10 protein-coding genes, 2 rRNA genes and 1 pseudogene are annotated in these 18,089 nt (G+C 73.1%); 8 read left to right on the top strand and 5 right to left on the bottom strand.

All coding sequences use genetic code 11. The annotated features are described in order from the left end of the window. From AC2CHG_RS12805 to AC2CHG_RS12795, 3 genes are all read left to right on the top strand, one after another. Positions 1-194, top strand: a 23S ribosomal RNA gene (locus tag AC2CHG_RS12805); the annotation flags it as partial. Between the two features lie 79 nt (positions 195-273). Next, positions 274-390 (top strand): 5S ribosomal RNA (rrf, locus tag AC2CHG_RS12800). A 204-nt stretch (positions 391-594) separates the two neighbouring features. Continuing rightward, positions 595-1,221, top strand: coding sequence for an NADPH-dependent F420 reductase (locus AC2CHG_RS12795; protein WP_318336070.1), 627 nt, complete (start codon positions 595-597; stop codon positions 1,219-1,221). Between the two features lie 58 nt (positions 1,222-1,279). Here the strand turns inward: AC2CHG_RS12795 and AC2CHG_RS12790 are convergent, their stop codons facing one another. After that, positions 1,280-3,103 carry a VanW family protein gene (locus AC2CHG_RS12790; RefSeq protein ID WP_355510975.1) on the bottom strand — a complete coding sequence of 608 codons (1,824 nt, stop codon included), beginning with the start codon at positions 3,101-3,103 and terminating at the stop codon, positions 1,280-1,282. A gap of 186 nt (positions 3,104-3,289) precedes the next feature. Between AC2CHG_RS12790 and nudC the strand changes: the two are divergent. Then, a pseudogene (gene nudC, locus AC2CHG_RS12785) lies at positions 3,290-4,213 on the top strand (NAD(+) diphosphatase); the annotation flags it as partial. On the opposite strand, the gene AC2CHG_RS12780 reads toward nudC, so the two are convergent. After that, the gene (locus AC2CHG_RS12780) at positions 4,104-5,408 is read right to left on the bottom strand and encodes a lipopolysaccharide biosynthesis protein (protein WP_484524802.1); all 1,305 of its coding nucleotides are present in this window, start codon (positions 5,406-5,408) and stop codon (positions 4,104-4,106) included. The pseudogene nudC and the gene AC2CHG_RS12780 sit on opposite strands and share 110 nt — an antisense overlap. Further along, the gene (locus tag AC2CHG_RS12775; RefSeq protein WP_484524800.1) at positions 5,384-9,907 is read right to left on the bottom strand and encodes an alpha-(1->3)-arabinofuranosyltransferase domain-containing protein; all 4,524 of its coding nucleotides are present in this window, start codon (positions 9,905-9,907) and stop codon (positions 5,384-5,386) included. The genes AC2CHG_RS12780 and AC2CHG_RS12775 overlap by 25 nt, the downstream gene beginning before the upstream one ends. Positions 9,908-10,076: 169 nt before the next feature. Between AC2CHG_RS12775 and AC2CHG_RS12770 the strand changes: the two genes are divergently transcribed. From AC2CHG_RS12770 to AC2CHG_RS12760, 3 genes are read left to right on the top strand one after another with little or no spacing between them, the layout of a single operon-like run. Further along, positions 10,077-11,954: a hypothetical protein gene (locus AC2CHG_RS12770; RefSeq protein WP_402814745.1), complete on the top strand. Its 1,878-nt coding sequence runs from the start codon at positions 10,077-10,079 to the stop codon at positions 11,952-11,954. Further along, positions 11,954-13,663, top strand: coding sequence for an MmpA family trehalose lipid delivery protein (locus tag AC2CHG_RS12765; RefSeq protein WP_484524799.1), 1,710 nt, complete (start codon positions 11,954-11,956; stop codon positions 13,661-13,663). The genes AC2CHG_RS12770 and AC2CHG_RS12765 overlap by 1 nt, the downstream gene beginning before the upstream one ends. A gap of 35 nt (positions 13,664-13,698) precedes the next feature. Further along, the gene (locus AC2CHG_RS12760) at positions 13,699-13,893 is read left to right on the top strand and encodes a hypothetical protein (protein ID WP_091425994.1); all 195 of its coding nucleotides are present in this window, start codon (positions 13,699-13,701) and stop codon (positions 13,891-13,893) included. Here AC2CHG_RS12760 and AC2CHG_RS12755 read toward each other — a convergent pair. Further along, complete coding sequence (locus AC2CHG_RS12755) at positions 13,878-15,056, bottom strand: glycosyltransferase family 4 protein (RefSeq protein WP_484524801.1); 1,179 nt, start codon at positions 15,054-15,056, stop codon at positions 13,878-13,880. The two genes, AC2CHG_RS12760 and AC2CHG_RS12755, sit on opposite strands and share 16 nt — an antisense overlap. A 152-nt stretch (positions 15,057-15,208) precedes the next feature. Further along, a complete protein-coding gene (locus AC2CHG_RS12750; RefSeq protein ID WP_484524798.1) occupies positions 15,209-16,432 on the bottom strand; it encodes an acyltransferase family protein in 1,224 nt (407 codons plus the stop codon). 113 nt (positions 16,433-16,545) lie between these two features. On the opposite strand from AC2CHG_RS12750, the gene pgfA reads away from it, so the two are divergent. Then, positions 16,546-17,703: a cell envelope lipid trafficking protein PgfA gene (gene pgfA / locus AC2CHG_RS12745; RefSeq protein ID WP_484524797.1), complete on the top strand. Its 1,158-nt coding sequence runs from the start codon at positions 16,546-16,548 to the stop codon at positions 17,701-17,703. Positions 17,704-18,089 lie beyond the last annotated feature (386 nt).

Here is an 18,089-nt window from a genome sequence, read left to right as displayed (position 1 = left end):
GGCACGGCTGGTTAGCTACGTTCGGAAGGGATAACCGCTGAAAGCATCTAAGCGGGAAGCTCGCTTCAAGATGAGGTATCCCACCCACATTGTGGGGTAAGGCCCCCAGCTAGACGACTGGGTTGATAGGCCGGAAATGTAAGCCCGGTAACGGGTTCAGTTGACCGGTACTAATAGGCCGAGGACTTGACTACTAAGCTGCTACGCGTCCACTGTGCAACTCTGAACAAACCACCACCCATGTTGTTGGGTTGGTTGACATGTTCATAGAGTTACGGCGGTCATGGCGGAGGGGAAACGCCCGGTCACATTCCGAACCCGGAAGCTAAGCCCTCCAGCGCCGATGGTACTGCACTCGGGAGGGTGTGGGAGAGTAGGACACCGCCGGACAATCTTTCAAATTCAGGGCCACCCCCACCGGGGTGGCCCTGAATTGCGTTCTCCCCCGGAATCACCACGCCGGGCCGCCTCCGTCTCGTACCGTCGAGCCGGGACGTCGACGCACGTCCGCCCGCCGGCTCGGTGGCGCGAAACGTGACGTGCCGTACGCCGGGACCGTGATCGGGTCCGACCGCACGGGGTACAGGAGTGGGCATGGAGATCGGAATCATCGGGTCGGGGCACATCGGGGGCACCCTCACCCGTCGTCTGCGTTCACTCGGCCACGACGTCGCGGTGGCCAACTCCCGCGGGCCACAGAGCCTGTCCGACCTGGCCGCCGAGACCGGCGCCCGGGCGGTGTCGGTGGAGGAGGCCGTGCAGGGCGCCGAGCTGGTGGTCATCGCGATCCCGCTGAAGGCGGTGCCGCAGCTCCCCGCGGCGCTGTTCGACGGCAAGCTCGTGGTCGACGCCAACAACTACTACCCCCAGCGGGACGGCGACATCGCCGAGCTGCTCGACCGCAGCCTCAGCTCCAGCCGCTGGACCGCCGACCACCTCAAGGGCGCCCGCGTGGTGAAGGTCTTCAACAACATCCAGGCCGCGCACCTGATGGACGAGGGCAAGCCGGCGGGTACGGCGGGCCGGATCGCGCTGCCGGTGGCCGGCGACGACGCGGACGCCAAGCGGATCGTGATGGGCCTCGTGGACGAGCTGGGCTTCGACCCGGTCGACGCGGGCACGCTGGACGAGAGCTGGCGGCAGCAGCCGGACACGCCCGTCTACGGCACCGACCGGGACGCCGACGGCGTACGCGAAGGGCTGGCCGCGGCGCGGCCGTGACAAGCATGGAAGAGGCCCCGCCGGATGCGTCCGGCGGGGCCTTTCGGCGTTCGGTGGATCAGTCGTCGCCGCCGCCCGGCTTCGGGGCGCAGATGAAGCGTGGCTCGGCGTCGTAGCGCCAGCTGAACTTCTCCCGCTTGAACACCTTGCCGTCCTTCTTGATGACCCGGTACGCGTCCTGGGCGAACCCGACGCTGCCGGTCGCGGCGATGCAGCTGGGCCCCGGCGTCAGGTAGACCGTCTTCGGCTGGGTGATGTTGCGGCGCGGGCCGTACTCGGTCTTCACGCTGTCGTAGATCTTGGTGCTCCAGATCGAGACGGTGATCGAGCTGGACGTGTACGACGTGTCGATCAGGACGCCGTAGGGCGTGTTGTTGCGGAACTTGAAGTCGAGCTGCGGCCAGTAGATGGTCGACTCGATCACCGCCGGGTAGCGGCTGAAGTAGAACGAGTGCGGCTTGTGCTCGACGTCCTCCAGCCCGGCGTAGTAGGTGGCGTTGAACAGCGTGGTGGTGAACTGGGAGACGCCACCGCCGACGCCCGGCACCAGCTTGCCGCCGACGATCGTCGGCGCGTCCTTGTAGCCCTGGTCGTAGCCGCGTTCGCCGGTGTGCCCGTTCAGGGAGAACGTCTCACCCGGTTTCACCAGCGCGCCGTCCACGTCCTTCGCGGCGCGGACGATGTTCTGGCTGCGCGGCGACGAGAGACCGCCGGTGAAGTGGGTGGTGAAGCTCGACACCCGCTCCTTGATGCCGAGCTTCGCCAGCTCCGCCTCGGTCAGCTCGGGGGCGGCCGGCTTCAGCTCGGCGGTCACCGTACGGCCCTCGGTCTTCGGGAGCACCGCGAGCAGCGCCGGGCCGAGCGCGGCGGCGTCGACCTGGCGTCCGGCCTTGCTGGGCAGCACCTTCGGCTTGCCGCCGCTGATGGTCAGCCCGGCGTCCCGCGGCTCGACCTCGAGCTTGGTCAGCTGGTCCCCGAGCGCGGTACGCAGCCGCTTGACGTCGACCTTCGGGGTGAGCGTGCCGGCGTCGTCGGCGGAGAAGCGCAGCGAGCGGGCGATGGCGGCGGGCGGGATGGTGACCGAGCCGCCGTCGGTGGTGAGCGTGACCGGCGCGGCCACCGCGGGCCGGGCCAGCTCGGCGACGAGGCGGTCCACCTCCTCGCGGGTGGTCGCCGGCCACTTCTCGACGAGCGGCACGGTGACCGGCTCGGCGGCCAGCCACCCGGCCTTCACCACTGCGGTGGCGCCGTCGGTGTCGATCGTCAGCGCCGGCTTCGGGTAGACCGGCTTCGGTGTGGTACCGGTCCAGATGATCGCCGGCATGGTCATCTCGCGACCCTGCGTGCCCATCACCTTGCGGAGGGCCGCGCCCAGCTTGGCCTGGTCGACGGTGACCACCGGCTCGACCGCCCGGGAGCCGACGAGCCGGCTCACCGCGTGCGCGTCGGCCTCGGCGGCGGCCGCCACCGTGGCGTCCACGTCGATGGTGAGCCCCACCTCGGACGGGTTCAGCTCGGCCTTGTTCTCACCGACTGTGACAGCGAGCGGGGCGTTGAGCGTGTCGGCCCGGCGTTCCAGCTCGGCGCGGAGCGCCTGGGCCGCCTCCGCCTTGCTCCGCCCGCCCAGCTCGGTGCCGAGCACCGTGGTGCCGCGGGGCACGTCGCCGGCGTACGCGTAGGCGCCCAGGCCGACACCGCCGGCGAGCACGGCCGCGACGATCCCCCCGGCCAGCAGCAGCCGGGCCCGTCGCGAGCGTGTGGGCTTGGCCGCGCCGCCTCCGGGTGGTGTGGCGACCGGCTCCATCTCGACGCCGGGCCAGCTCACCGCCGCCACCTTGATGGTGGGACGGTCGTCGGCAGCCGGCATCTTCTCGCCGTACATCGTCACTGCAACCTCGATCGGAAGTACACGCGGGGACCGCTTCCCCCGCGGGAGACACCTACGGTAACCAACGCTCGGGCCCGCCGGGAGGGTCCGGCCCGGCGGTCGTGTCGGGTGACCGCCGGTGTCGCACCGATCACCCGTTTCGGGGCCGTGCCGCGGTGCGGATCGTGGCACGGTGAGCTGGTGCGGACACAGGATCGGGTGCCGGCGTACGGCGGCGGATGGCTGGACCGGGCGGCGGCGCGGCGCACGGACGCGGACTGGCTGGCCGAGCGGCTGACCGATCCGGCGAGCGTGGTGCTGCCGCTGTGGCGGGACCGCTGCCTGGCCGACGGGGACGGCCCGGTCCGGCTCACCGGGGAGCGCGCGTCGGCCGTCCGGGCCGCCGCGGGCGAGACCGTCTTCCTCGGGCTCGACGGGGACGCCGCCGTGTTCGCCGCGGACCTGTCCGCGCTGGGCGAGCGGGCCGCCGTGGAGGCGGCCGCCGCGACGCGTGCGGTCGACCTGCGGGCGCTGGCCGGCCGGCTCGACCCGGCCGGTGCGGCCGTTCAGGCGTACGCCCGGGGGTTGCTGTCGTGGCACCGGCAGCAGCGGTACTGCGGCGCGTGCGGGGCGGCGGCGGTGGCCGGTGGTGGCGGGCACGTCCGGACCTGCGCGGACGCGGAGTGCGGGCGGCTGCTGTTCCCCCGGATCGAGCCGGCCGTCATCGTGCTCGTCGAGGCGCCCGGCCCGCCGGGGCGCTGCCTGCTGGCCCGGCACGCGGGCGCGGCCGAGGGGGCCTATTCGACGCTCGCCGGGTTCGTCGAGGTCGGTGAGAGCCTGGAGGACGCGGTCCGCCGGGAGCTGGCGGAGGAGGCGGGGGTGACAGTCACCGACGTGACCTACCAGGGGTCGCAGGCGTGGCCGTTCCCGGCCGGTCTGATGGTGGCGTTCCGGGCCGTCGCCACCTCCGAGCACGTCCGCGTCGACGGCGTGGAGCTGCTGGAGGCGCGCTGGTTCAGCCGGGCGGAGCTGCGGGAGCGGATCGCGTCCGGTCGGTCGCTGGGCCGGGTGGACTCGATCGATCACCTGTTGCTGGGTGACTGGCTGTCCGCCGACGCGCCGGCACGGCCATCAGCAGTGTCGTGACCACGGCGGTGGCGAGGGCCGCGGCGACGAGACCGCCGACGGTACGCGGGCGCACGATCACGGCGACGGTCACCAGCGCGGCGGTGCCGAACCACAGTGGCGCCGCCGCCCACCTGACGCCTCCGGCGAGGCGGTCGTTGAGCAGCACGAACGTCACCGCGTAGAGCGCGCCGACGGCGGCGAACAGCGGCGCGTACCGGCCGAGCGCCGTGTAGTCGGGTCCGCCGACGAGCCGGAAGGCCAGCCCGCCGGCGACAGCCGACGCGCCCACCAGGACCAGACCGCACGCACCGGTCACCGCGAGCGCGACGGTGCGGCTGCGGCGGTCCCCGCGGGCCAGGCGCGGCAGCGCCAGAACGGCGGCGACCTGCGGCGCCCAGAGCGCGCCCTTGGTCAGGACCGTCCCCACCGAGTACGCCCCGGAGCCCGAGGGCGGCAGCAGTTGCCGGGCCAGCAGCAGGTCGGCGTAGGAGACGACGAGCATCGCCAGCGTCGCGCCGCATCCGGCGGTCACCTGGGCGACGGTCAGGCGCGGGGCGGCCGAGGAACGCCGGGGCGTACCGGTGAGCCAGGCCAGCACCGGTGGCGCCAGCGCGGCGGTGAGCGCACCGACCCCGAGTGCGCCGGTCAGGCCCGCGCCGAGCAGCAGCCCCACGATCACCCCGCCGTAGCGGGCGGCGGCCAGCAGCGCCATCGCGGTGGCGAGCCGCAGGAAGCGCTGACCGCCCTGCAGTTCGCCGAGCGAACGCGACGAGAGCACCACCGAGGCGGTGGTGACCGCCAGCAGCGCCGGTACCACAGTCGGCAGGTCCAGCGCGGCGACCAGCACCGGCGTCGCCACCAGCAGCGCCCCCGCGCAGAGGGCGGCGGTCAGCACGGTGAGCCGCCGGGTGTCGGACGGGCCGTGCCGGGCGTGGTGCACCGCGACCGCGAGTTGCAGGCCGAGCCCCGGCACACCGGCGATGGCGACCAGGCCGAGGGCGGTGGCGAGCGCGCCGAGGTCGTCCGCGTCGAGCTTCCGGGCGGCGAGCACCGGCACCAGGTAGGCCAGGCCGTTCACCAGGACCCCGGCGAGCGTGACGGCGACGCCCGCCGCACCCAGCCCGGTCCTCCGGCCGCCCGCCGGCTCGGGGCCCGGCCGGCCCTCGCTCACGTGATCTCCGAGACGCGGGATGCCGGACCGCCGTCCGGCCCCGGCGCGGCGTCCGGCCCCGGCCGCCCGTCCGAGTCGCGCTCGGCACGACCGTCCAGATCCGCATCCCGGTCCGGCTCCGGCTCGGCGTCGAGGTCCGGCGCTCGATCAGGACCCGCGCCCGGGTCGATGTGGGCGGCGGGAGCCGCGACGGCCCCGGCTAGGGCGGGGACGGGCGTCGGCTGTCCGGCCGGCTCCGGCACCCGGGGAGCCGGCACGGTCACGGCTGCCGCCGAGGCCGGGCTGATTCGGCGTACCGGCCGTCGGCGGGCGGTCGTGGAGAGCCAGAGCGCACCCAGCGCGGCGACAGTCACGAGTTGCGGCAGCGCGTCGGTGTGCCGGTCGGCCGATTCCAGGTAGATCCATCCGGCGAGCACCACGAGCGCGCCGGGGAGCCACGTCTCGACGGCCCGGGCGATTCTCCTGACCCGCCGGGGGTCACCGGTCCAGGGCATGCGGCGCGGCCCGGGTACGGCGAGCATGAAGCCCGCCGCGACCAGCAGGGCACCGATGAGACCGCTGTGGAGCACGAGCGCGGCGGCGCCGACTGCCAGCAGCGGCAGCGAGCGGGTGAGCCGTCGCCGGGCCGCCGGTGCGACGACGACCGCGCGATCCCCGGCGGGCCGGCGGTCGGGCAGCACCGCGAGCAGGACCACCACCGCCAGCAGGACGCCGCCGAGCAGCAGACCCATCCGGTACGGGGTGTCCGGCGTGAAGCGCAGCACCACGTCCCCGGAGACACCGGCGGGGAGGATCCAGCCCTGCTGCCAGCCGTCCACCACGAGCGGGGTGAGCGTCGTGCCGCCGATGGTCGCCTGCCAGCCGGTGTTTGTGTTCTCCCGGACCGCGAGCACCCGGTCGACGGGGTGCTCGGACACCCGTACCCGCCGCTCGGTGGCCGACCAGGAACCCACCTCGATGTCGCCGGCGGTGGCCGCCGCGGCGGGCGTCGGGGTCCGTGGCGTCAGCGCGACGCGGGTGGCGGTGGCGAGCGTGCTCGCGGTGGTGACGAGGCGGTGCTCGCCGCTGCCCAGGTCGAGCTGCTCGGGCGTGGTCCGGCCGCAGGCGGCGACCGGCATCTCGCGCAGTTCCAGCAGGTCGCGGACGGTACCGGTGAGCGTGGTGGTGATCCGGGACGAGCCGATCTGAAGCGTCGGGCCGGAGCCGCAGGCCAGCTTCAGCGGCGTCTCCGGGCGGGGTGCGACAGTGGTCCCGAGGGGCAGCACCGTCACCTCGCCGACAGCGATGGGCAGCGGCTCGGGCAGACGCAGGCCGTACGGGTCGGTGCTGGTGGCGGACGGCTTGTCGAGGAACTGGATGGTGATCGAGTCGGTCCGCATCGGCGGGTCGAGCGTGAGTACGCCGTCGTTGGTGAGCAGGTTGCTGCGGAACCCGTCGTTGCCGACCACCCGGACGCTGCCGAGGCGGGTGGCGGCGGTCCCCTCCTCGACGGTGAACCGGATCTTGCTGATGACCTGCGGTTCGAGCCAGGTGAGGCGCAGGATCGGCGCCTCGTCGTTCAGCGCCGGTGACCAGCTCGTGGCCGGGTCCCCGTCGAGGACCGCGCCGGGCCGGCCGGCCGGGTCGGGCACCGCCGTCGAGGACGCGGTGACCTGCGGCGCGAGGCGCAACGGCTGGGCGTCGGCGACCAGCTTGTCCAGGGCCCCGTTCAGCTCCGGGCCGGGGGTCGGCCGCGCCCACAGCTTCGCGTCGTACGTCCCGGCGACCGGCAGCGTGAAGGTGCGGTCGATGGTGGAGGCGTCCTCCGAGCCGCGGATCGCGTCGGTGGAGCAGCGCGGGCGGCCGTCGACGGTGAAGCAGGCGGGCGTGGACGGGGCCGCCGACACGACCACGCCGGCGGGCTGGTCGGTGGCCGGGGCGGCGGGCAACTGGAGGGTCCGGCCGGTCTGGACACCGGGGATCTTGATCTCGGTGATGCCGACCGACTTGTCGCCGAACGGGCGCAGGTCGAACGCGGCGTCGACGGAGACCTCGACCTTGCGGGTGGCGTGCACGCCGGGCAGCTCGAAGACCATGTGGTCGCCGAACTGCTCGACGGTGCGACTCTCGTACCCGGCGGTCACGGTGACCGTGGTGGGCAGGGCGTCGGCCTTCAGGTCGAACCACACCTCCACCCGGGTGACCCGGGTCGGGTTCGCCAGGTTCACCTCGATCCACTGCCTGTCGCTTTCCGAGTGCGGCGCCGACCGCCAGGACGTGGCGGTGTTCCCGTCCATCGCCGCGTACGGCTGGTATTCGGGCCGGGCGCCGCCGGCGGCGTCGATCTGGGAGCGGGCGGACGAGGCGCGGATCCCGCTGATGCCCTCGAAGCGCGCGACTGTCGACCACTCCGGCCCCCAGTCGGGCAGGTAGTCGTGCGCGGGCGCGGACACCGCGAAGGTGTCGTCGGCGGTGAGCGTCTGGGAGGAGTTGTCGCGCAGCCGGCCGAACGAGACGTCGCGCCGGCGCAGCCCGTCGGTCAGCACGACCCGCCCGGTGCTCTCGCCGGCCTTCACGTCGCCGGCCAGGACCGTGGGCGCGGCGCCGAGCCGGCCCGAGGCGGCCAGGTCGAGCAGCGACTCGGGACCGCCGACGACTGTGGTCACGTCGTCGCGGTCGTACGCGACCACCGGCTCGACGGGCCGGTCCACCCGGTACACCTCGAGTGCCCGTCCGGGTACGTCCAGGCCCTGATCGCGGAACTCGTCAGGGGTGTCGGAGCCGCCGCGTACCGGGCCGAAGGACACCACGCGGGTCAGGCCGGGCGAGCGTTCCAGCGCCTGCCGGACGACCGCCGGGCGGGCCGTGTCCGAGCGGCCGTGGTCGAGGTCGGCGCGGAACAGGACGTGGCTGATCCCGGAGCGGGCGAGCAGGTCGGCCAGGCCGGTCGAACCGGCGCCGGTGGCGAGCGTCGACTCGATCGCGTCGAGCAGCCGGATCGTGGCGGGCGGGGTGAACGGGATGGCGTTGCGGACCGCCCACCGGCTGTCCAGCAGCGGCTGGGCGATCTCGTCGGTGGTGCTGCCCCAGTCGTACGCGGGGAAGCGCGCGCCGGGGACGACGAGCACGCGTCCGCGTCCGGTGTTCGCGTCCAGCCAGTCGGTGGCCTCGTGCCAGTAGCCCGGCACGTCCTTGACCGCTCCCGGGGTGGCGAGGCCACCGGCGAGCGCCGGCGAGGCGACGCCCGCGACCGCGACCATCGCTGTGCCGGCGGTGAGCCAGGCCCGGGCCGTGGCGCGGCCACGACGCTGCTCGGGCGCGGTCCGGGCGGCGCGTACGGCGAGGCTGACCAGGTGCGCCAGGCCGAGCGCCAGCGGCAGGCGGAGCAGCACGTCGAACTTGTGCACGTTGCGCAGCGGGGCGCCGATGCCGTCGAGGAACTGCTGCTGCGGCCCGGCGAGGATGTTCGGCAGGTCGCCGGTGTGCCCGAGCCCGACGAGCGCGACGCCGGCCAGCAGACCGGTGATGAGGAACCGGCGGTGCGGCATGCCGCGCCGGGACAGGCCGAGCACTCCGAGCGCGGCCACCGCCAGGGTGGCCACCACGAGCAGCGTGTCGTTCGCCAGCCGGGCGCCGGCCGGGATGTTCGCGCCGAACGGGGACGCCAGGTACGCGACCCAGTAGGAGGCGCCGCGCAGCGTCGTCACCGCGTCGGTGACGCTTGTGGTGTTGCGGGCGGTCTCGATGTAGTCCAGGAACGGCGGGCTGTACCGGCCGAGGACCAGCAGCGGGATCAGCCACCACGCGGTGGCAAGGGCGACCGCGCCGCACCAGGCCGCGAGGGCGGTGACGCGGCGGCGCAGCGGCCGGAGCGTGGCGAGCCAGAGCAGGGCGAGCGGCACCACGGCGGCGACGGCGGTGGCGTTGACGCCGCCCGCGCAGGCGACGGCGACCGCCGACCCGGCGACCGCGCGGCGCAGCCGGGCACCCCGGGCGAGTCCCACGAGCGGGATGAGCACCCACGGCGCGACGGCGCTGGGCCAGGACTCCACCGACGACCAGCCGAGCTGGGTCAGGATGCGCGGGGACAGCGCGAACGCGACACCGGCGATCATCCGCCCGGCGGGGCTGCCGATGCCGAGCCGGCCGGCCAGCCGCACCACACCGAGGTACGCGACGCAGAACAGCAGCGCCCACCAGAGCCGCTGGACGATCCACGGCGCGATCCCCAGTTCCGTCCCGAGCAGGAAGAACGGGCCCATCGGCCAGAGATATCCGTACGCCTGGTTCTGGAGCTGGCCGAACGTGCCGGTGGGATCCCACAGGTGCAGCGAGCGCAGCAGCCACCCCGCCGGATTGACGTTCAGGTCGACCTTCGTGTCCGGTACGACCTGCCCGGGTGCCTGCTGGAAGGCGAGTGCGGTGAGCGCGAGGCAGATCGTCAGGTGCCGGAACCGCCGCGCCGTCTGCCGGGCACGGCCGGTCTCCCGGGCGGGGGTGTCCGTCCCCGTCGGCGACGTTGTCGTCCCGTCCGCACGCATTTTCGGCTCCCGTCTCCGCCGGCCGTACGCGCACCTGCAACATGACGCGTGTCGCGCGACGTTATCCGGACCGGACGCGCAGTGGCGACCTGGGGGCGCGGCGAGGCGTTATCAGGAGAACGGCCGTCCCCACGGCGTGTAAGCGTGTGGCAGGCTGCCGACCATGTCAATGCCACAAGCAGCGGCCGAGACGCATCCGGCAGCCGTCGGCGCGGAGGACGACGGACCCGGACCGATCGGTCGCTGGATCGCCGCCGACCGCGTCCGCGCGGTCGCGATCGCCCTCATCATCGTGTCCGTCGCGTCGCGCGCCGGGCTGGCCGCCCGTGGCTGGTTCTCACAGGACGAGTTCGTCATCGCCGCGCAGGTGCTCGACACCCGCCTGGACCCGGACTACCTGCTGGGCACGTTCAACAACCACCTCATGCCGGCCGGGCTGGCGGTCGCGTGGCTGATGGTCCGGGCGGCCGGTTTCGCCGGCTGGCCGTGGATCCTGCTGCTGGCGGCCGGGCAGGCGGCGGTGGGGATCGCCCTCTACCGGCTGCTGCGTGACCTGCTGCGGCCCGGCTGGGGGCTGCTGGTCCCGCTGAGCCTGTTCCTGTTCAGCCCGCTGACGCTCGAGGTGTCGTCGCTGTGGCTGGTCGGGCTGCTCGTGCTGCCGCCGCAGCTCGCCCTGGTCCTCGCGGTGGCGGCCCAGGTCCGGTACGTGCGTACCGGCCGTAGGCGGCATCTCGTCCTGGTGGCGTTCTGGGTGGTGTTCGGCCTGCTCTTCGACACCAAGGCACTGCTGATCGTGCCGCTGCTGTTCCTGCTGACCGCGTTCCTGTTCACCAAGGGCCGCGCGTGGCGCAGCCTGGTGACCACTGTCGTGCGGTTCTGGCCGGCGTGGCTGATGCTCACCGTGCTGTCCGGTGCGTACCTGGCGTACTACCTGACCCGCCCGGCCCGGGGGCTGGACGAGCCCACCTCGGTCGGGCAGGTCTTCTCCTTCCTCGGCGACCTGATCGGCGACACGGTGGTGCCGGGTCTGCTCGGCGGGCCGTGGCGCTGGACGTACGCCGGTGACGGGCCGCCGCTGTCCGACCCGTACGACATCGCGAAGTGGCTGTCGTGGGCGGTGCTCGCGGCGCTGATCGTGGTCACCGTGCGGCGGCGGCCGTCCGCCGGGCGGGCCTGGCTGCTGCTCGCCTGCTACCTCGGTCTGGTGGCCGCGCTGTTCGCGGTGACCCGGCTCGGCGGGCCGCTCGGCCCGCTGGTCGGCGTCGTGCCCCGCTACGTCGCGGACGTGGTGCTGGTGGCCGCGATCTGCGTCGGGGTGGCGCTGCTCGGGATGAAGGACCACGACGAGGACGACGTCTCCGCGTGGCCGCTGCCGACTGTGCTGCGGGAGCCGGGCGCCTTCGCCGTCGGCCTGGTCTCGATGGTGGTGCTGCTGGCCACCATCGGCGTGGGCACGCTGTGGAGCACCGCGCGGTTCGGTGACAACTGGAGCACCAAGCACGGCCGGGACTACCTGGCCACGACGCAGGCCGAGCTGGCCGCCGCGCCGCCGGGCACCGTCTTCTTCGACACGACCGTGCCGGACCGGGTGGTGGCCGGGTACTTCTGGCCGGACAACCTCCAGTCCCACTTCTTCCGTCCGGCCGAGCGCCGGCCGACGTTCGTGACGATGAGTGAGAAGCCGTCGACGTTCGACGAGAACGGCCGGATCCGTCCGGTGGTGGTCGAGGGGCGCAAGGTCGCGCCCGGCACCGTGGAGGGCTGCGGGCACCTGGCCGAGGGCGGCCGGACCGCCCGGATCCCGATGGACGGCTACCTGGTGGAGTGGCCGTACGTGGTGCACTTCGGCTACGTCAGCTCCGGTGACTCGACGGCGGTGTTCAAGCTCGGCGACGCCACCCGCGAGATCACGCTGAAGGAAGGGCTGAACGACGTGTTCTTCATGCTCGAGGGCGCCGGCTCGGCCGTCGAGCTGACCGTGAACACGCCGGGCGTCCGGCTGTGCACCAACCTGATCACCATCGGCCGGGCGGTGCCGAAGCCGTAATGACCGGACGTCCCGCCGAGGCCGGCGGCCCCGCGCTCCGGCGGTGGCGGGAGACGCTGCCGCTGTACCTCGTGGCGGTCGTCGTCACCGCGTTGATCCTGGCGCCGCTGGTGGCGCCGGGCTACGCGCTGCGGTACGACATGGTGTTCGTCCCCCGGCAGCCGTTGAGCTGGGATCTGGTGGCCCCGGCGCAGAGCCTGCCCCGGGCGGTGCCGATGGACGCGCTGGTCTCGCTGGTGACCCAGCTGGTGCCGGGCTGGGTGGTGCAGCGGGTGGCGCTGGCCGGTGCGGTCCTGTTCGCCGCCGTGGGCGCCGGACGGCTGGTGCCGACGCAGCGGCGTGCGGTGCAACTCGTGGCCGCCGTGGCGTACGCGTGGACGCCGTACCTGGCAGAGCGGCTGCTGATCGGGCAGTGGGGGCTGCTGCTGGCGTACGCCGCACTGCCGTGGCTGGTGCGGGCGGCGCTGGACCTGCGGGCGGGCCGCGACGGCGCGCTCGCCCGGGTGGTGCTGCTCGCCGCGCCCGCCGCGATCACCCCGACCGGCGGCCTGATCGCGCTGGCGACGGTGCTGGTGCTGGCGGCGGACCGGGCCCGGCTCCGCCTGTCGGCGGTCGCGGTGGGCGGTGTCGCGCTGCTGAACGCCCCGTGGATCGTGGCGGCCCTGGTCACCGGCGCGGGTGGCACGTCCGACCCGGCGGGTGTGGCGGCGTTCGCGGCGCGCGCCGAGAACTGGGCCGGACCGCTGGTGGCGCTCGCGGGCACCGGCGGCATCTGGAACGTGCAGGCCACCCCGTCCAGCCGGTCCGCCACGCTGGCCCCGCTGGCGACTGTGGTGCTCGTGGTCCTGGCCCTGGTCGGCGCGGGCCTGCTGCGGCGCCGGCTGCCGGCGGGCGCGGCGGTACGGCTGGGTGTGCTGGCCGGCGGCGGGTACCTGCTGGCCGCCCTCGCCGTGCTGCCCGGCGGGAACGCGGCGCTGAGCTGGGCGGTGGCGCACGTGCCGGGCGCGGGACTGCTCCGCGACGGGCAGAAGTTCCTCGCGCCGTACGCCCTCGTGCTGGTGGTGTGCGCGGCGCTGGGCGCCGAGCGGCTGGTGGCTCGGATCGACCGGGAGGTCGGCGGGATCGTGCTGGCCGGGCTGCTGCTCCTGCCGGTGGCCGCGATGCCGGACCTGGCGTTCGGCGGCGCCGGCCGGATCAGCCCGGTGCGCTACCCGGCGGACTGGCGGGCGGTCGCCGAGCGCCTGCCCGACGACCCGGGGGAGGTCCTCGCCCTGCCGCTGACCACCTACCGGGCCTATCCGTGGAACCCGGGGCGGGTGGTGCTCGACCCGGCGCCCCGCTATCTGCCGGGAACCGTGCTCACCGACGACACGCTGGTGGTCGACGACGTCGCGGTGGCCGGGGAGAATCCGCGCCTGCGCGAGGTGCGCCGGGTGCTCGCCGAGGGGCGGCCCGTCTCGGCCACCGGGGTGGGCTGGGTGGTGGTGCAGCACGGTACGCCGAGCACAGTGGACCCGGCCGTTCTGGCCGGTCTCGACCTCCGGTACGAGGGGGAGTCGCTGAGCCTCTACCGGAACCCGGCCGCCTCGGGTTCGCCGCCGCGGACCGGAGCGAGCCGCTGGCTGGTCGTGCTGGCGTGCGGAACTGCCGTTCTGGCGGTCATGGCTGCCGCCTTTTCGACCCTACGCCGGCGAGCTACTGCGTGGTAACGTCCGCTCGCACGTCTCACCATCGGAGGAATGGCATGCGTAGAGCTTTGACCCTTGTCGTGTCCGGCCTGGTGGCGGCGTTGCTCGGGGTCCTGGCCCTCGGCGGGCTCTCGGCCGCCGCGACCGCCACGGCCGAGGAGGCCGCGACCGAGGCGCGCAACGCCACGGAGGCGGCCAAGCGGGCCGGGAAGCAGGACCCGTACGCCCCCGAGGTCTACGGCAACAGGTAGGACGGGTCGCCCCGCCGCTGGACCGGGCGGGGCGAGTCCGCAGTCTCCAGCAGGGTCGCGAAGCGTTCCCCCGCCACCGGCCAGGTGAAGTTCGCCGCGTGCCGCCGGGCCTGGGCGCCCATCTCCTGACGCATCTCGTCGTCGTGCAGCAGCGCGCGCACCTTCGCCAGGTAGTCGTCGATGTCGTCGGCCAGCAGGCCGGTACGCCCGTCGACCACCGCCTCCGCGACGCCGCCCGCCTCCCGGAACGCCACCGTCGGCGTACCCGCCGCGCCGGCCTCCACGATCGTCAGCCCCCAGCCCTCCTTCAGTGACGGCGTCAGGGCGACCCAGGCCGAGGCGAGCAGCGCGGCCTTCTCCTCCTCCGTCACGAAGCCCCGGAAGTCCACCCGGTCGGCGATGTCCAGCTCGTCGGCGACCTCGCGCAGGTGCGACTCCCACCAGCCCTGACCGGCGACCACCAGCCGGAGCTGGGGCAGCTCGTCGGCGAGCGCCGCGACCGCACGCAGCGCCACCTCCACCCGCTTGTGCGGCACCAGCCGGTTCAGCGTCACGAGCAGGGGGAACGGGGCGCGCTCGGCGTCGGTGCGGGGCAGCTCCGGCGTGCCGTTGTAGACCACCGAGACCTGCTCCGGCGGTACGCCGAGGGTGGCGAGTTCGCGCCGGGTCGCGTCGGACACGGTGACGTACCGGCAGCGCCGGTAGACGCGTACCGCAAGCGACGACTCGACCCACCAGCCGAACCGGGCGGCCCACTGCGGCAGGACCACCGGCCACTGCTCGCGGTGCACGTGGTGGATCAGCTTGACCACCGGGCGCCGGGCCCAGAGCGGGGAGAGGAACGGCAGGCCGTTGCAGACGTCGACGAGGATGTCCGGCCGGCCGCCCCGGCGCGCGGCGAGCGGGCCGAGGCCGAACGCCCCGGCCAGGTAGCAGAGCGCGGCCCACAGGTAGACGGTGTGCCGGCCACCGCGCCGGACGAACCGGATGCCCTCGTCGTTCACCTCGTCGGCGGGAGCCTCGCGGTGCGCGGCGCAGAACAGGGTGGCGCGGAACCCGCGCGCCACCAGCTCGGCGGCGATCCGTTCCACGTACACCTCGGAACCGCCGCCCTCGGGGTTGCGAGTGTCTCGCCAGTTGAGGAACAGCACGTGTCCGGGCATGCCGAAGCGACGCTCCACGCGAACCCTACTCTCAAGTAATTTAGCGGTGCGCGTCACATTAAGGGCTGGGGCTTGCGCCCGGCAATGCTCCGAGTGGCGGCGTTGAGCCGCCGGGCGTCGCGGTACGACGATCGGTGTTCGGTTGGTTACCCTCAGGCGGGCGCCGCGACGTCCGGCGTGGTGGCGGCCGGTGTCTCCGGCGCCGGTCCGCGTCCGGTCGGCCGGCGGCGGCGCTGCGTGCCGAGCATCTGGAGCGGGCGCTCGACGCCGTAGTAGCTGGCCGCCGCGTACATCAGCCCGAAGATCATGGTCAGGGCGAAGACGTCGACGAAGTCGCCGGTGAACAGCGGCCGGTCCTCGAGCAGGTAGATCAGCTCGATGACCAGCGGGTGCCACAGGAACAGCCCGTACGACACGTGGCCCATCCACCGCGCCGGCCCGGTGCTGAAGACCTCCTTCGCCCGGGTCGGGCCGCCGAACGCCACCGGGATCGTGATCAGGACGGCGATCAGGAGGTAGAGCGCCAGCTTGGTGCCGAACTCGGTGGCGGTCGGGCTGGTCAGGTCGCGCGGGCCGGCGATCGGCGTCGTCGCGATCGCCATCACCGCGATCGCCGCGCCCCAGCAGGCGAGCGGCGCCGAGGCGAGGTCGTCGAGCACGCGGAAGGCGGCCGGCGCGGTGCCGGTACGCAGGGCCACGTGCGCCGCGGCCAGCGCCATGCCACCGCCGAACCAGGCGCCGTACGAGGGGAACCACATCGTGTGCAGCGCGCCGTCGAGCCAGCCGGCGCCCATCATGGCGACCCACGCGAGCGTCAGCAGCGCCCCGGAGGAGGCGAGCAGCACGGTGCGGACGGGACGCCAGGTCCGGCCCACGGCGAGCACGGCGAGCAGCGGCAGGAGCAGGTAGAAGACGACCTCGGTGGCGAGGCTCCAGGTCTGGCTGAGCCCGTGCCCGAGCTGCCCGGCCTCGTAGATCTGGGTGAGCGTGAGGTGGCGCAGCCAGTCACCTGCCGACACCGGGTGGTTGCCGGGCAGGACGACGAAACAGACCACCACCGCCAGCCAGTACGCGGGCAGGATCCGCAGCGCCCGGCGCCAGAAGTACCGCTTGGTGCGGGGCCGCGGCCGTCCGGTCGCGACGCTGAGCGCCCACGGCCGGAACAGCAGGAAGCCGGACAGCACGAAGAAGATCGCCACGCCCACGTCCAGGCGCGCCAACCAGCCGCCCCACGTGGTGTTCATGGTGACGGCGGTCTGGAAGCCGACGTGGTGACCGACGACCGCCACCGCGCCGATCGCTCGCAGCGCGTCGAGGGCGGGAAGACGGCCCGTTACCGATGGCTCCGGGACTGTTGGCGTGGTGGCTGTGGACATCTGGACATCCAGGGGGTCGCTTTTGCAGGTGACTGGGGAGTAACCTCCCGCCAATGCTAAGGATCGGGTGCCCCGGACGACAGACCGTAGGGCGGCAGGTTACAGGAGGATGAGTGAAGCTTCGCGTGGGCGCCGCGCTCTTCGGGCTAGGTGTCTTGTTGCTGGTCTTCGCGGCCGGGCTGCCGTTCTACGTGGCCCCCGCCGTGACCAAGCTGCCCTATGACCTGGAACCAACGACGTCCGTCGCGGAGGCGAAGGGCGCGAAGTTCCTACAGATCAAGTCCGAAGCCGGCGCGGTGAGCATCGAGGTGCCGCAGGCCGATCTCGTGTCCAGCATCGAGGTCATCCCGCAGCCGGAGGACACCAAGGACCGCTTGCCCAAGGAGCTGAAGGGCGACGCGGTCATCTGGAACGTCTTCCAGACGGTCAAGCGCAGCGACAACCAGGATGTGATCAGCCAGTACAGCACCGAGCTGGCGCTCTACCGGATCTCCGGCGCGGCGGCGCCGTGGGACGAGCAGTGGCTCAACGAGTCCGGCGCGGAGCAGACCCCGGTCGGCAACGTGCGCTACTCCGGCCAGATCTACAAGTTCCCGTTCGGCACCGGCAAGCGTGACTACCAGGTGTTCGACCGCGACCTGAAGAAGACCTTCCCGGCGCGGTTCACCGGCACCGAGAAGATCAAGGGCGTCGAGACGTACCGCTTCGAGCAGCGGATCGAGAACGAGCCGCTGAACACCCCGGCGGACAGCGTCAAGACGCTGCTGGGCAAGTTCGCGCCGACCGCGACCAGCGGTCAGGTCGTCTACAGCAACACCCGTACGCTCTGGGTCGACCCGGTGACCGGCGCCTACATCAAGGTGCGCGAGCAGCAGTACAAGGAGCTGCGTCCGGACACCGGCGCCCCGACCGTGCTGCTGGACGCGGACTTCAACTACAACGACGACACGATCAGCCGCAGCGTCGAGACGGTGAAGGACAACCGTTTCAAGATCGGCATGATCAGTGTCTGGGGCCCGATCATCGCCGGTGTGCTGGGCCTGATCGCCCTGATCGCGGGCGTGTGGCTGGTGACCCGGCCCAAGGGCGACGGCAACGCCCGGCATCGCGCGGACGCGCCGACCTCCGACCCGACGCCCACCCGCGTCGACCAGGAGCCCGTCGGTGGCCCGCTCGACGACGAGATCCCGCCGGCGTCGACGAACTGGCGGTCCGACGATCCGTCGGTGCCGGCCCAGCGCTCGGGCGCCGGTGAGGTGGAACGCCGCTGACCGGTGAGCCGTAAGCACGACGGAGGGGTGGGCCGCATCGCGGTCCACCCCTCCGTCGTGAAGATCTCCCATGCGGGCGAACCTACTTTACATTCGTTACTCGATTGTAACGGCGAGATATCCGGTGACTTTCCGTCGCGCTCACCGTCATCTATGCCCGGTTTGCCGCGACATTTCGCCCTCCAGGCCGCCCTTGGCCTGGGATTTCGTGACGCGTGGTCACGTCCCCGTCTCACCCCGGTGTTACCGCCGGGTAATCGGGGGGTTGTGAGCTGCACCGCATCGGGTGCACGATCAGGCTCGATCGTTACCCGTCGGTAACAGAGGACGGGCCCGGCGCGGGCCGCCGGTTCCGCACCGGCCGCCGCGCACATTCGTTCGAGGAG

The sequence above is a fragment of the Micromonospora sp. ATLC20 genome (assembly GCF_057196585.1).
Note: the sequence above shows the minus strand (reverse complement) of the source record. Positions and strands in the feature narration are given on the sequence as shown.